Source organism: uncultured Desulfosarcina sp. (assembly GCF_963664155.2).
Taxonomy (GTDB): domain Bacteria; phylum Desulfobacterota; class Desulfobacteria; order Desulfobacterales; family Desulfosarcinaceae; genus Desulfosarcina.
Window position 1 is genome coordinate 1,640,671 of the sequence record NZ_CAXXXH010000001.1, and the last position, 14,896, is coordinate 1,655,566.

The 14,896-nt window shown below is 56.0% G+C and carries 12 protein-coding genes; 9 read left to right on the forward strand and 3 right to left on the reverse strand.

What is annotated here, in order from left to right; translation table 11 throughout:
- Positions 1 to 6: 6 nt before the first annotated feature.
- The gene (locus ACHZBS_RS07450) at positions 7 to 1,686 is read right to left on the reverse strand and encodes an electron transfer flavoprotein-ubiquinone oxidoreductase (protein WP_319405870.1); all 1,680 of its coding nucleotides are present in this window, start codon (positions 1,684 to 1,686) and stop codon (positions 7 to 9) included.
- 457 nt (positions 1,687 to 2,143) lie between these two features.
- Here ACHZBS_RS07450 and ACHZBS_RS07455 point away from each other — a divergent pair, with 457 nt between their 5' ends.
- From ACHZBS_RS07455 to ACHZBS_RS07470, 4 genes are all read left to right on the forward strand, one after another.
- Positions 2,144 to 2,641, forward strand: coding sequence for a hypothetical protein (locus tag ACHZBS_RS07455; RefSeq protein ID WP_319405871.1), 498 nt, complete (start codon positions 2,144 to 2,146; stop codon positions 2,639 to 2,641).
- 280 nt (positions 2,642 to 2,921) lie between these two features.
- Positions 2,922 to 3,680, forward strand: a complete 759-nt coding sequence (locus ACHZBS_RS07460; protein WP_319405872.1) for an HD domain-containing protein — start codon at positions 2,922 to 2,924, stop codon at positions 3,678 to 3,680.
- A gap of 34 nt (positions 3,681 to 3,714) precedes the next feature.
- Positions 3,715 to 5,301 (forward strand): B12-binding domain-containing radical SAM protein, encoded by a 1,587-nt coding sequence (locus ACHZBS_RS07465; protein WP_319405873.1) that lies wholly within the window; start codon positions 3,715 to 3,717, stop codon positions 5,299 to 5,301.
- Positions 5,302 to 5,517: 216 nt separating this feature from the next.
- Positions 5,518 to 6,495 (forward strand): quinone oxidoreductase, encoded by a 978-nt coding sequence (locus ACHZBS_RS07470; protein WP_319405874.1) that lies wholly within the window; start codon positions 5,518 to 5,520, stop codon positions 6,493 to 6,495.
- Between the two features lie 69 nt (positions 6,496 to 6,564).
- Here the strand turns inward: ACHZBS_RS07470 and ACHZBS_RS07475 are convergent, their stop codons facing one another.
- The gene (locus ACHZBS_RS07475) at positions 6,565 to 6,729 is read right to left on the reverse strand and encodes a hypothetical protein (RefSeq protein ID WP_319405875.1); all 165 of its coding nucleotides are present in this window, start codon (positions 6,727 to 6,729) and stop codon (positions 6,565 to 6,567) included.
- Between the two features lie 284 nt (positions 6,730 to 7,013).
- Between ACHZBS_RS07475 and ACHZBS_RS07480 the strand changes: the two genes are divergently transcribed.
- The 5 genes from ACHZBS_RS07480 to ACHZBS_RS07500 all read left to right on the forward strand — a co-directional run bounded on the left by ACHZBS_RS07480 (position 7,014) and on the right by ACHZBS_RS07500 (position 14,060).
- On the forward strand, positions 7,014 to 7,670 hold the full coding sequence (locus ACHZBS_RS07480; protein ID WP_319405876.1) for an XTP/dITP diphosphatase: 657 nt from the start codon (positions 7,014 to 7,016) through the stop codon (positions 7,668 to 7,670).
- A gap of 75 nt (positions 7,671 to 7,745) precedes the next feature.
- The gene (locus ACHZBS_RS07485; RefSeq protein WP_319405877.1) at positions 7,746 to 9,707 is read left to right on the forward strand and encodes a phosphoenolpyruvate carboxykinase (GTP); all 1,962 of its coding nucleotides are present in this window, start codon (positions 7,746 to 7,748) and stop codon (positions 9,705 to 9,707) included.
- Positions 9,708 to 10,095: 388 nt separating this feature from the next.
- Complete coding sequence (locus ACHZBS_RS07490; RefSeq protein ID WP_319405878.1) at positions 10,096 to 11,316, forward strand: AmpG family muropeptide MFS transporter; 1,221 nt, start codon at positions 10,096 to 10,098, stop codon at positions 11,314 to 11,316.
- Between the two features lie 80 nt (positions 11,317 to 11,396).
- Positions 11,397 to 13,145: a DUF6178 family protein gene (locus ACHZBS_RS07495; protein WP_319405879.1), complete on the forward strand. Its 1,749-nt coding sequence runs from the start codon at positions 11,397 to 11,399 to the stop codon at positions 13,143 to 13,145.
- A 27-nt stretch (positions 13,146 to 13,172) separates the two neighbouring features.
- Positions 13,173 to 14,060 carry a DMT family transporter gene (locus ACHZBS_RS07500; RefSeq protein WP_319405880.1) on the forward strand — a complete coding sequence of 296 codons (888 nt, stop codon included), beginning with the start codon at positions 13,173 to 13,175 and terminating at the stop codon, positions 14,058 to 14,060.
- A gap of 138 nt (positions 14,061 to 14,198) precedes the next feature.
- On the opposite strand, the gene ACHZBS_RS07505 is transcribed toward ACHZBS_RS07500, so the two are convergent.
- Positions 14,199 to 14,807: a TetR/AcrR family transcriptional regulator gene (locus ACHZBS_RS07505; RefSeq protein WP_319405881.1), complete on the reverse strand. Its 609-nt coding sequence runs from the start codon at positions 14,805 to 14,807 to the stop codon at positions 14,199 to 14,201.
- Positions 14,808 to 14,896: the final 89 nt, after the last annotated feature.

Genomic DNA, 14,896 nt, shown 5'->3' on the forward strand with positions numbered 1-14,896 from the left:
AACCGGTCAGGCCTGTTTGTAGTTTGGTCCTTCCCCGCCCTCCGGACAGGTCCAGGTGACGTTGTGGAAGGGATCTTTGATGTCGCAGGTCTTGCAATGCAGACAGTTGGTAAAATTTACTTTGATGCCCTTGATGCCGCTGCCGTCTTTGCAGGGGTCCATCTCATAGACATCGCCCGGGCAAAATCGCGTGCAGGGGCAGCCATAGGTGGGGTAACATTTTTCCACGCACACCCGCTGGTCGTGGATGAGGATATGGCTGGGTTGGTCCTCGCGGTGCAGGGTGCCGGACAGGTAGACGCCGGTGAGTTTGTCCACCATGGCCGGATCGTCCTTGGCCGGTTTCGCTTGCTCTTCGGCAGGTTTGGTACCGCCTGCTTCTCCTTTCTGGGGGGTAAGCGTGGTGGCGTCGTCCACTGCGGGGAGGCGATCGATCAGGCCTTTGCCCTTGGAAAGGTATTGGGCGGCCAGGTGGATCCACTTGATCGGCCCTTTCTTGGCCAGCGCCTGGGCGAAGTTGCGGCCTTCCCGAAGCTCCGCACCGGCCCAGCTTGAGTCGATTCGCTGGCTGTAGCCGTCCAGGGAATGACGGTTCGTGTTGCCGGCCATGAGGGCGTCCATGATGGTTTCGGCGGCCAGCATGCCCGACTTCATGGCCAGGTGGATGCCTTTGATGGCCGGTGTGCTGTGAATGGCCGCGCCGTTTCCGGTGAACAGGGCGCCGTCCACGGCCAGGTGCGGCATGGAGAACCAGCCGCCGGTGGAAACGGTGCGAGCCCCCTGTTCCACCACCTTCCCACCCCGAATGATATTCTGGATCATCGGGTGGCGCTTGAACCGTAAAAACGTGTCGTAAAGATCCAGCGACGGATCCTCGTAGCCGAGGGCAACCAGAAAACCCAGGGCGATGCGATTTTTGGCCATTTCATAGACAAACCCGCCGCCAGGAGTGTCCAGATTCAGCGGGAAGCCCATGGTATGCAAGTCGTTGAATGCACTGCCGCTGAAAAAATGGTTTTCCGGCAGTTGGATCACTTCCTTGATGCCCGTCTCGAACACCTCGGGCAACCGGCCCGAACGGATAGGCAGTTTGTCGGCCAACATTTTCATCAGGCTGCCCCGGGCGCCCTCTCCCAGCACGGTCACCTTGGCCAGCAGATCGATTCCCGGCTCGAAATTGGGTTTTGGCTTGCCGTCCTTTCCCAGCCCTTTGTCGCCGGTACGAACCCCCGTCACGGTGAGACCGTCGTCGGCCAGCAGAATCTCTTTGCCGTCAAAACCGGAAAAAATATTGATGCCCAGGGCCTCGGCTTTCTCACCCAACCACCGACACACCCGGGAGAGACTGACAATGGGAAAACCGGTGTTGTGCATTTGGCGTGGCACCAGCGGCATCTTGATACTTCGCGCCTTCGTCAGAAAAAAGAAACCGTCACCGCGAACGGTCTGCTCGACAGGAAATTCCTGCTCCAGATAGTCGGGAAAAAGTTCGGCGATGGCCGCAGGATTCATCACCGCCCCGCTGATGGCGTGGGAGCCGATGGCAGCCCCTTTGTCGATGAGGGCCACTTCCAGTTCCTGACCTTTTTCCGCAGCCAGTTGCATCAGGCGGATAGCACCGGCCAGGTTGGCGGGTCCGCCGCCGACAAAGAGAACGTCAAATTCAATGGTTTCGTGCGTAGTCATCGGTTCCCCCCTTTGTTGAATCAGGTTTTCAAAAAAGCGACAGGAAAAATTCCGTATAGCGTTGAATGGTGTGGTGGGGAGTTCAATTAGCCTGATTTTCCATTAAAAACAAGGGGCCACGGATGAAAATGGGTCGGTTTCCGCCTCCGGCGGATGGATCTCGGATCCATGGCCACCCAATTAATGCCCGGGATAAGGCCGCCGATCCATGGTCGCATGAAGGCCTCGGATTAAGGTACACTTAAAGTTTTATCACTTGTATACCAATGGTCGAAAAAGCTGTCAAGGCTCATTGCTTCCCCTGCCCGCGGCCACATAGGGCTTGTTTAATAACAGGATCCATGGTATCAGCCATTGCTGATCTTTTCACCCAATTCCATAACATCGGTATACGGTAACCCAGGCCTGGCAATGCAATCGGCAATTGCCGGGGTGATTCTGCAAGGAGGCGTCGAGCATGGCAAACCGTAGCAACAATTCAGTGTGGATACTGGTGGTAATTCTGGCAGTGTTTCTTCAGGTGGTGTTTGTCTTTGCAGACTGCAGGCAAACGGCCACGGGAACGGCCATCAACTTTTCCAAGGCTTATTTTCTCCTGGATGCCGATATGGAAAAGTATATGTGCAGCGAACTGGCCGGCGATGAGGATGAACCGGTTGTTGCCGCCTACCTTCAGGCCATGACCGATGAGGCGAAGGCCCGCGGGTTCGGCACCGGGATGGTGAAACAGACAATTTCCCACGTGGAAACCGAAACGCTGGCCCAGGACGCCGAATCCGCTACCATTCACCTGAAGGGACTTCGCCGCACCTGCATCCATCCGGTTTTCGCCTATGTGGCTACGCTGTTTCACCTGGGCCAGGTCCACGAGTTCGAAGAGACGCTGGAACTGGTCAAAGAAGATGGCAAGTGGAAGGTTTGTGGCACTCCATACGGCCTGTCCATGGAGGTTTAGCCTGCCGTAATTGATTCCGCATTGCATTGGAGAAGATTCCCCAGGAAGTCGACGCGGACGATCTTCACGCGGTCGTCGAGACGCCGACAATGCCGCCGGCAGCAGTAAGGCTTGAATGCCAAGCGGAATGAAAACAAACGTCGGGAAGGCGGCGCCCCCTGATAAGCCGTGGTTGTCTTTCCCGTCATTACGACGGTGACTGTCTGCCGCCGGTTTCACCCATTGCTGTGGAACCGGCGGTTCTTTTTAACCGCCTGCATCCTGGTGGTGATGCCTGCCAATGGACGCTGTTTACCTGGAAATTCGAAAAATCGCCCGCAAGATCGTGGCCCGTTATCCGCGGCCTGCCTTTTACCATGATCATCCATTTGAGGTCAGAGATTCCCGGCGGTTTTTCCAGTGCAACCCCTCAATCATCAGGCTCCGAAAAGAGATGGCCGGATGCCTCGATGACGATTTCGGCCATGGTATGGGTCACGTGGAAAAGGTGGCCATCGATGCCGGCACCCTGGTCATTATCGAAAGCCGGCTGGATGGCCAAACGGAAAACCGGGTTCAGCGGAACCTGCTGTTGGCCCAGTGCGCCGGTCTGTTGCACGATATCTGCCGCAAAGAGAAGTCCCACGCTGAAAAAGGAGCCGAAGCGGCCAGCGATATCCTTAAAACCTATCCGCTGGTGCCCGATGAGATCACCCATGTCTGCACGGCCATCCGCAACCATGAAGCCTTTGCCCACCCGGAACGGCTGCCATCCCACCAGGCCCACAAAATATCCGATTGCCTGTATGATGCGGACAAGTTTCGCTGGGGGCCGGATAATTTCAATCATACGCTCTGGGATATGGTCAGCTTTTTAAACCCGCCTTTGGCCACCTTTGTAGATCACTACCCCAAGGGCATGGCCCTGCTGAAAAAGATCCGAGGCACCTTCCGTTCCCGAACCGGACGGCTTTACGGGCCCCAGTTCATCGATATGGGCCTTGCCATCGGCGAAGAGCTCTTCCAGGTAATCCTGACCGATTTCATCAACCGACCCTGATCCGTTCCTTCCCTCTATCAAAGGACATATAACCGTGCGCGTACTGTTGATCAATCCCTTCTACCCCATTTCCGAAACCCCGTCCCCGCCCCTGGGACTGGCTTTTCTGGCCGGCGCATTGGAGCGAGCCGGAAACCAAGTCATACTGCTGGATTGCGTCGTCTTTCCGTTCAATCCGGATTTTTTGGCATCCATGATACGGGATTTCAAACCGGATCTGGCCGGCGCCACCGCCGTGACCATGACCGTCGACCACGCCCTGGAGGTCCTCGCAGAAGTCAAAACGCTGGATCCGTCAATCACCACGGTACTGGGCGGGCCCCACGCAACCTTCTGCGCGACGGAAATTCTGCAGTCCTGCGACCAGGTGGATGGGGTGGCGTGCGGCGAGGGAGAAAATACCCTGGTGGCCCTGACCAAGGCCCTTGAGATCAAGGCTTCCTGGGAAGGTGTGCCGGGCATCGCCTTCCGTCAAGGCGGCCGGGTGGTTATTACTGCCGCACCGCCGCCGGCGGATCTGGACGAGTTGGCCCCGCCGTCCCGCCGCCTGATTCCTTTGGGGCGCTACCGAGCCCTGGGAATGCCGATAAGCATGACCACCAGCCGTGGATGTCCGTTCAAATGCATTTTCTGCGTGGGGCGCAAAATGGTGGGCGCACGGGTGCGTTATCGCGATCCCATCCGGGTGGTGGACGAGATGGAAGGTCTGAGCACCCTGGGATTTCACCAAATCAACCTGGCCGACGACCTGTTTACGGCCAACCGGGAGCACTGTCTGGCGGTATGCAACGAAATCCTGGACCGCGGTCTGAAGGTCAAATGGACCTCCTTCGCCCGGGTGGACACGGTCTCGCGCCAGGTGCTGGAAAAGATGCGCCAGGCCGGATGCACCACGGTCAGCTTCGGTGTGGAATCCGGCAGCCCCGATATGCTCAGGCGGATTAAAAAGGGTATCACCCTGGACCAGGTCGTCCATGCGGTGCAGCTGTGCCGGGACTGCGGCATCGATCCCCACGCCTCATTCATCCTGGGCCTGCCGGGTGAAACCGAGGCAACCCTGGCGCAGACACTGGCCTTCGGCGAGCGTCTCAAATCCATGGGGGTCAGCCACGGCTTTCACATTCTGGCCCCCTTTCCGGGCACCGACGTCCGGGAGCGGGTCAATGAATATGATCTGCAGATTTTGTCCGACGATTGGCGACGATACCATGCCAATCGCGCTATTATCCGCACGGCCGAGGTCGGACCGGAAACCATGGATGCCATCGTGATCGATGGTGAACGGAAGTTCGACGAGTGGCTGGGAGATATTGGCCGTCTCCGCGAAGAAGGGCGAGCCACCGCCGAAGAAATTTGGCCTCTGGTCCGCCTGGAGCACACGGTGGTCATTTACGATATGATGATGAAGCGGATCCTCGAAAAAAAAGGTATCTGGCCGGCTGAAAAATCGGACGCAGGGGATGACCGACCATTGGAAAAGCTGATCCAGCGGGTTTCTGGTGACCTTGACCATCCGCCCGAACGAATCCGGGCAGCTATCGAATTTGCCAATGAGAAAAAGCACTTGCTGCGAGACACCACGGAGGGGCTGATCCGCTGGTCATGGGTAGATTACCTATAGGTGTTTTGGATGGACAGACGGACACGATTCGCCTGTCGGGAAAGCAACACAGTCATGATTCAGCGCGGTGTATCCTGAAGCACGGCAGACGGCCCCGTGGAACCGTATCGAGGGTATTGGATTTGCGGCGCCCATGCTTATAGTTGATGATACCGGCAATCCACCATAGAGGATTCGTCGTCATCGATCTGGATCATTTTCTTAAAGGAGGACGCCATGTCCAAAGCAATCAGAATTCATGCAACGGGCGGCCCAGCGGTCATGCGGTGGGAAGACCATGATCCCGGAGATCCGGGGTCTGGGGAAGTGCGGCTGCACCAGGAGGCTGTCGGACTCAATTTTATCGATGTTTATCATCGAACCGGGCTGTATCCGCTGCCCGCACTTCCCGCCGTGATAGGCCTGGAAGGCGCTGGCGTGGTGGAATCGGTAGGTGACGGTGTCTCTGAATTCAAACCGGGGGACCGGGTAGCCTACGCCGGCATCCCGCCGGGTGCCTACGCGCAAATGCGCTGCATTCCGGCCCATCGACTGGTCCGGTTGCCCGACAGTATCTCCACCCGGCAGGCGGCAGGCATGATGCTTCGGGGCATGACGGCCCGGTACCTGCTTAACGGGTGCTATCCGGTTAAGGCCGGTGATCGCATCCTGATCCATGCGGCGGCCGGCGGGGTCGGCACCATTGTCTGCCAGTGGGCCAATCACCTGGGCGCCGAGGTGATCGGCACCGTAGGCTCAGCGGAAAAAGCCGCCATGGCTAAAAAAAATGGCTGCCACCATCCCATCCTTTACCGGGAAGCCGATTTCGCAGAGCGGGTAAAGGAGATTACCAGCGGACGGGGCGTGGACGTCGTATACGATAGTGTGGGCAAGGAGACGTTCATGAAGTCTCTGGACTGCCTCAGACCCATGGGAACCATGGTTTCCTTCGGTCAGGCATCGGGAGCCATACCGCCTATGGATCTCGGGGTTCTGGCGGCAAAAGGATCTCTTTTTCTCACCCGCCCCAGTCTGATGACCTATACGGCGCAACGGAATGATCTGTTGGCCCATGCCCGGGATCTGTTCACGGTAGTGGAAAAAGGAGCGGTAACGATTTCGATCGGCCAGACCTACTCACTGGAAGACGCGGCCCGAGCACACCAGGACCTGGAGGGACGCAAAACCAAGGGCAGTACCGTGCTGATTCCATAAAAATGGGGGGTCTGACAGATTGGCAGGCCCCCGCTATTTTTTAAGGTTGTGGCTAAAGAAAACCGCCGTTTAACAACAGCACTGGCTTACATAGCAACCGCACGGGTCAACCACGCGGCAGCCACAGGCATCGACCACTTGAAAACAGCCGCAGTTATCCACAACAATGCGATCACTGCCATGTTGCTTACTCTTTTTATTCGATTTACGAACATCGGATTTTTTGTCGGTCATGGTGCATCCTCCTTAGCGTGCATTGCATCCCCGATTGTCAGGGTTACAAGGTTTTTGTTTTTTGCGGGCCGCCCGGCGATGGCCGGTGGTTTACACCCGGACACCCCTTTAAAAAATAGACGGGTCGAACCCGGTTCAATATTTTAAAAATAACCATCACCGGCGGATTTGTCATGCTGCCGCACCAAAAATGTGGATACGGTCGATCAACCGATTATCACTGGATGTTTACCCGGTTTTATGTTACGTCAATCAAGCTTATCCCCCGCTGGAATAGAGGACTTATGAAAAGAAACAAGATACTTGTCATCGCCACCCGCAACAAGGGAAAGACTGCCGAGATCCGTGACCTGCTCGCCCCCTTCCCAGTGACCATTAAAAATCTGGATGATTTCGGTCCGATCCCGGAAGTGGTGGAAGATGGTGATACCTTTGATGAGAATGCCTACAAAAAGGCCAGCTTTACTGCCAGGGTGCTCGGGCATCCGGCCCTTGCTGACGATTCGGGACTGATGGTGGAGGCGCTGAATGGCGCGCCGGGTGTTCACAGCGCCCGCTGGGCCGGTCCCGATGCCAGCGATGCCCAGCTCGGCGGCAAATTGCTGGCGGCGCTTGGAAACCAGACCAACCGAACCGCGGTTTTTGAATGCGTAATTTCCATAGCCGTGCCCGGCGGGCCGGCGCTGACTTATGAAGGCCGCTGCGAAGGCACCATCACCCACACTCCTGCCGGAACCAACGGGTTTGGCTACGATCCGGTTTTCTTCTATCCGCCGTTGAATAAAACCTTTGCTCAGTTGACCATGGCCGAAAAAAGCCGGGTCAGCCACCGGGGCAAGGCGCTTCAGGGATTCCGGGATGAGTTTGACAAGGTAATGAAATGGATTGATCAGCACATGCCGGAGCCGGAAATCATCGGCTGCCAGAGTCAGGGGCGATAGCACTGAATCCATGCCCGGAACCGGATGCAATGCCGTTCGGGACGTATTGTTTACAGTCTAAAAGGGGTGAACTGCATGTTGAAAAGAAATGAGGGGATTGACATCGTCAAAGCCTTGGGGGGAATCCAGAGCGAAGAACAGGCCCAAGGACTGTTCGAGAAACGGCTGGACAAAGAGCATTTGTCACGCATCCGGACACTGAGCCATCCAGAGATCCTGCTTAAAATCGCCAACGCGATCGCCATGTGCGATCCCGCCCGGGTTTTCATCAACACCGGATCCGAAGCGGATCGCCAGTTTATCCGCCAACTGGCCCTTAACAAGGGCGAAGAAGCGATCCTTGCCATGAAAGGGCATACGATTCATTTCGACCTTAAAGAAGAGCAGGGTCGCATCATTGACCGAACTTTCTACATCGCCAATCCCGGCGAGAAGATCAGCAGCCTGGCCAACAAGTTCTTAAGAGATGACGCTTTGGTTGAAGTGCGCGAGAAGATGGCCGGTATCATGAGCGGTGCGACCATGGTCGTGGGGCTATATATTCGAGGCCCCGTGGGTGCGGCTGCCTCCAACCCGGCACTCGAGATTACCAGCTCCGCCTATGTCTCCCACAGTGCCGAAATCCTTTACCGCAACGCATTTGCCGACTTCGAGAAAGAGGTTCGCCGGCTGGGACATTTCTACACCAACATCCACAGCGAGGGCCTCAACCGACCCGAAGACCTGCCCAACGCCCGGGTGTTCATGGACCGGAGTCATCGCACCACCTATTCGTTCAACTGCACTTACGCGGGCAACACGCTCCTGCTGAAAAAGGGGAACCACCGTTTTTCCGTCGACAAGGCTGTTTATGAAGGTAATGGCAGAGAACTGGCTGAGCACATGTTCATTACCGGCATCGACGGCACCGGCGGCCGCGTGACCTGGGTAGCGGGTGCCGCGCCATCCGGCTGCGGCAAAACCACCACGGCCATGGCGGGCAACCATTTTGTGGGCGACGACCTGGCCCAGATGTGGATCGACGACCACGGCAGCGTTCGCTCGATCAACCCCGAATGCGGCATCTTTGGCATCGTGGAGGATGTGAACGGGGAAGGCGATCCCATGCTCATGGACCGGTTGAGAAATCCTGGCTCCGAAGTAATCTGGACCAACGTGGTCATCGACGAGAACGGGGTTCCTCACTGGACGGGGAATGGAGAAACTCAGCCCACTCGGGGGCGCAATTTCCAAGGGCCCTGGAAAAAAGGCTTGACGGATTCCAGTGGCAAGGAGATCCCCATCTCTCACCCCAACGCCCGCTGCACCATTTCCTCCTCCGCCCTGGCCAACTATTCGGACAAAGCCGAGGCGCCTGAAGGGGTTGAAACCCGTGTGATCACGTACAGCGGCCGGGACAGCGATACCATGCCACCGGTCTGGGTCGCAAAAAATTCCGACCACGGTGTAATTATCGGCGCCTGCATCGTTTCGGCAGCCACGGCCACCGAAGTGGGCGCTTCCGGTGTGAAGCGGGCACCGTGGGCCAACGCTCCCTTCATTCCGGGTGCACTGGGCGACTACATGAAGGCTCAGTTCGACTTTTTCGGCAGTGCAGCCATCGCCGACGACAAACGACCGATAATGGCCGGACTCAACTATTTTCTCACCCATGGGGCCCGCGGCGGCAGCGGCAAGAAACTGCTGGGAGAGAAAAAGGACGTCAAAGCATGGCTGGGATGGTTGGAGCGCCGTGCCCACGGCGACGTGGAAGCCATCGAAACGCCCATCGGTTTCATTCCCCGCTACAAAGACTTGCAGATGCTTTTTAAAACCATCGTCGACAAACCCTACCCGAAGGATCTCTATGATCGCCAGTTTTCGATTTATGTGGATAACATCCTGGCCAGAATAGACCTGCAAATGGCGGCTTACGGCAAGGAAGAAAATATTCCCCAGCAGCTCTTCGACGGTCTCCGGGAGCAGCGCGACGGCTTGGTTGCCCTGAAGACAAAATTCGGTCCCATCGTGACGCCGGAGCAATTATTGGAAGGATGACGCCGATAAACCCAGGAGTTGCCATTCGAAGCCATCTTGTTCAATTGATTAAGTTTTCGATCATTCCTTTAACAATCGAAGCCTCGCGTCTTGCATGAAACTGCAGGGGCGGCAGAAAAAATTTCTGCCGCCCTTTCTTCTTGCCGCCATAAGCTGGATGAACTCGTAAAATGTTCCATTTCAGACGGCTTCGTAAGAAGTTCGAGATCAAGGGTGCGGGCCGCGATAGCGAGTATCATCGATCGAACAGCAAATCGATCATCATTACGGCGAACATTTATGTTCCATCCCGAGGAATGAGGCGCACTAATCGTACTTTGCAGCGATGAGGAATAAAGTGTAACGCAGATATCGGACTTTTTACGGAACCGTCAAAGTTATGGATCCCATGAACCATCAACGACTTGCATCAGCAGTAATCAACCGCCGCATGCTGGTGGCTCTGGTGATGGGCTTTTCCTGCGGACTTCCGCTGCTGCTCACCTTGTCAGTGCTCCAGGCATGGATGAAGGAGGCAGGGGTCGATCTGACCACCATCGGGCTCATGTCCCTGGTTGGACTGCCCTACACCCTCAAATTTTTCTGGTCACCCGTGTTCGATCGCTACACCCTGCCATTGATGGGCAGACGGCGGGGATGGCTGCTGGTATCTCAGTTGTCTTTGATGGCCGCCTTGGCCTGGCTGGGTTTCAGCAATCCGGTGGCCCATCCTGAACTGTTGGCCGTTTCCGCGCTGGCCGTGGCCTTTTTCAGCGCGTCCCAGGACATCGTGGTGGATGCCTATCGGCGCGAGGACCTTCCCGACCACGAACTGGGCCTGGGGTCTTCGCTGTACATCAACGGCTATCGCATCGGTATGCTCCTGGCCTCGGGCGGGGGGTTGATTCTGTCGGACCATCTGCCCTTTTCCCGGGTGTACCTGATAATGGCCCTGTGTCTGCTTCCGGGGGTGATCACCACCGTATTGACACCGGAACCCCGCGTGGCGTCCTTTCCCGTCACGCTCACCGCCGCCGTGGTGGATCCGCTGGTAGAGTATTTCAACCGGGAGAATGCCCTGTGGATCCTTGTATTTATCCTGATGTACAAAATTGGTGATACGATGGCTGCGGCCATGACCACCCCCTTCTACCTGGACATCGGCTTTTCAAAAACCCAGATCGGAGCCGTGGTCAAACTGTTCGGATTCTGGGCAACCGTCGGCGGCACGATTTTCGGCGGTATCGTCATGATCCGACTCGGCATCCTTCGCAGTCTCTGGATTTTCGGCATCCTTCAGGCCGTCTCTACCACGGGATTTGCGCTGCTGGCGGCTATCGGTCCAAACTTGACAGCACTCTCAGCGGTTATCGCTTTCGAGAACCTGAGCGGAGGAATGGGCACCGCAGCCTATGCGGCATATATGGCCAGCATCACGGACAAGCGGTTCACAGCCACCCAATATGCCCTGCTGACGAGCCTCATGGGAATCCCTCGGGTACTGGCCTCGGCACCCACCGGGTACATGGCGACGGTCATGGGATGGCAGGGATTTTTCATTTTCTGCACCCTGATTGCACTCCCCGGCCTGCTTCTGATTCTGCGGATAAGTGATCAACGCCCAGCCTGATCCATACAGAAATCCTTGTTTTTATAAAAATTCTGATTATTGTAGAGTCAAAACTGTTCGACAATAGGAGTGATACTTCCGTGACGCAAACCAACAGTCCTGCAGTCAGCCATTCCGATCGAATCCGGCAACTGGCCGAAACCCGTCGGCGTATTCTGTCAATGCCAGCTGAGCAGGCGATGGACGCTATTTTAGACCACCCGCAACCCTCGGCCCTGGTTCACTCGTTTCCGGAGGAGGATCTGCATTTTCTCATCCATGATCTGGGTACGGACAACGCCCTTCCCCTCATTAGCTTGGCCTCGACCCGCCAATGGGACTATCTGCTGGACATGGAGGTCTGGAAAAAGGATCAACTGAACTACCCGCAGGCCACCACCTGGCTGCAGTTGCTGCTTCGTGCGGATCCGGACCGGTTGGTAAAATGGTGTTTCGATGAACGGCTGGAGTTCCTGGAATTGTATCTGTTCAGGAATATTGAACTGCGGGTCAGAGAGTCCGATCTGTTTTCGTCAGATTTTGACGACGGTTTTTTTACCGACGACGATACCTTCTACGTGCGCTTCGTGGACTATCCTGCAACCACGCCGGAAGCTGAAGCCGCCAAATCCCGGCGAAACGAGATGTTGAGCCAACTGCTGCGCCGTATTTCGATTTTCGATCATCCTCGTTATCAGGGTCTGCTGATGGAATCGGTGAGTCTTATTCCCAGTGAAATCGAAGAGGAGTTGTTCCGGCTGCGCAACGTCCGTCTTGCCGAAAAAGGTTTTTTGCCCTTTCACGAGGCGGTTGGCGTCTATCAACCGCTGCAGCCCCGTGAACTCGCGGCCAGGGGAAAAAAGGCCATTCGTCCCCCATCGCCGGATGATCCCCGTTTTCCGGAACCCCAGTTTGCCGCCACCTTCCTCGAGGGGGACAACCTGTTCGTGCGTGCATTGAAGGGAATCAATGAAGGTCATGTAATCCAGCAGCTCCAGGGTGAACTGGCCGGCCTGTGCAACCAGGTCATATCTGCCGACCAGACGATCATTGTGGGCCGCAACCAATTGAAATCGGTGGTTTCCAAAGTCAGCGGGTACCTGAGCATCGGCCTTGAGCTGATGACCGATAGCATCATCAACAACCCTGCCCCCATGGCATCCGCTCTTTTACAACGCCACTTGCTGGCGGATATCTTCAGAACCGGGTTCGGCAGCGCCCTGCAGCTTAAGTGGCAGGCCATCCGATGGCGCAAAGACAGCTGGTTTCAGTCTCAGTCGGTGGATCTCACCTTCTGGGACGAGGCATGGCTGGGTCTGTTGGGAGGACTATTGATCGATACGCCGCAGTTTTACGATCCGTCCAATGCCGGTTCCAACTACCGCGATTTCCTGACGCGCGAGGAGATTGAAGCAACCGGCCGGGGCCTGGGACAGATAATCGCTATCGACCAACTGCTTAAGGGCATGGACCTGACGATTGCCCCGATTGTGGAAATCCGATTTCTGACATACAAGAATCTTCTGCTCACCCTGTGGGTCAGGGCGTTGTTGAAAGCACCGCCGGTTAATGCGGACACGTCAACCCTTGCCGTTTCACTTTCAGCTTTTAAGGAAATTTATGCATCGCTTTGGACCGACCATGAGGGCCAACGCATTATCGGCGACGGGAAAAAGGCCGAATTTCTTCATTGGGCCGCGGAGGCATCGGGCCAGTCTTCCGATGACCTGTCGGATCGTCTGGGAACCGTGTTCGAGGCGCTTTTCGATGAAATTCAACGCGAACTGGCGTCTGTGGAATCCGGCAATCTGGATCCCCGTCATCTCTATCTTTTTCTGCTCAAGCACTGATCCGTCCGCCAACCGACAGGTCCTTTCATGCAATTGATCGGTATACTCTGCTCGACAGGAGCCGCTTTTTTCTGGGCAGCCGCCGTCATCATGTTCAAAAAGAGCGGCGAAGCCTTTTCCCCGATGGCCTTGAACCTGTTCAAAGGGGTGGTCACCCTGTTGCTGCTGGTGCCCACACTCTGGTTTGCCGGCGTAGCGCTTTTCCCGGTCCGACCGGCCCATGACTGGGTGTTGTTCTGCATATCCGGCTTTTTAGGCATTACCTTGGCTGACACCTTCTTTTTTATGGCCCTCAAGCGACTCGGCGCCGGCCGCTGGGCCGTTGTGGACTGCCTCTACCTGCCATTTATTATCTTCATTTCCACCCTGTTTTTGAATGAATCCATCGGGCTCAAAGGCATCTTAGGCGCCCTTCTGGTGATTGGGGCCATTGGTGCGGACGCCTGTTCCAAATCATCGGTGATGATGTCCCGGAAGGATTTTTGGCTGGGGCTTGTCTTCGGGGTGCTGGCAGTGATCCTGATTGCGGGAAGCGTCGTCATGGTGAAACCGCTTCTGGAGGAGACCAGTGTCCTGTGGGCCAGCTTCGTCAGGCTCCTCGCCGGAGTTGCCGGATTGATTGTGATTGCGGTGATCCATCCCGAAAGGCGGGTGATCCTGGGGGCACTGATGCCCTCATCGGCATGGAAAATCGTCCTGCCGGCATCCATTGTAGGCAATTACATGGCTATGCTGGCCTGGCTGGCAGGATTTAAATATACGCTGGTTTCCGTGGCGGCCATATTGAATCAGCTCTCCACCATTTTTACTTTTATTCTGGCCGCCGTTTTCCTGAAAGAGCCGGTAACCCCGCCCAGGATGATCGCCATTGTGATGGCGGTATCCGGCGCCCTGCTGGCGGCGTCCGCGGTTTAACCGGGTCATGACAAACCGCATAGGCTTGAACGGAGCCTGGAAACATGCAGCGGTGAAGCGATGTTCATGGAGGGAAAATGATCATCGCGGACAATCGTTACCGTCCTATGGCCAGGCCGGATTGTTTTTTACGGCAGGTTAGTCGAACAGGTACCGGTGAATCATATCCGCCAGGCCGTCAATCAGCCGATCGGCATCTTGATCTTGACCGAAGATGGTGATCGAGCAGATGATCTCTTCCACGGCGGCTGAAATGACATGGGCTGCGGTCTTGATGTCCGTTATCCTCAGTTTATCGCGAAACTGTTCGATAAACCGCTCGACGTGGCCCAGGCTGTGCTGATCCATTTCATTGAATACGGCTTCGACTTCCGGGTCCGAATAGCGCATGGCCAGCACTTCCCGGTGGAACTGGGGATAGGGCTCGTGTGCATCCAGCATGGCTTTGATCAGGCGGTAGACACTCTCCTTTCGGTTGTTCGAATCGAACCGATGCTCGCCTAAGATCCGCACGATCTTCTCTTCGATGTGTTCCCTGAAAATCTCCATGAACAGTTCTTTCTTGTCCTTGAAATAGGAATAGAAGCTGCCCACGGAGACACCGGCCGCCGCGGCGATTTCCTTGGCATTGGTGCCGTGAAAACCGTTTTTCGCAAACTGGTCTTTTGCCGCCACGAGGATGCGGTGTCTGGTCTCGATACTCCTTTTTTGCTGGGGAATTCTGGTTTTCGGTACTATTTTTGTCATTCCGATCTCTCCCTTTTGATTTAATACCCAATTCCCGCGCCCGGGTCAATAAAGCATAAAAATTATTATGTTCATATTGACATAACGTA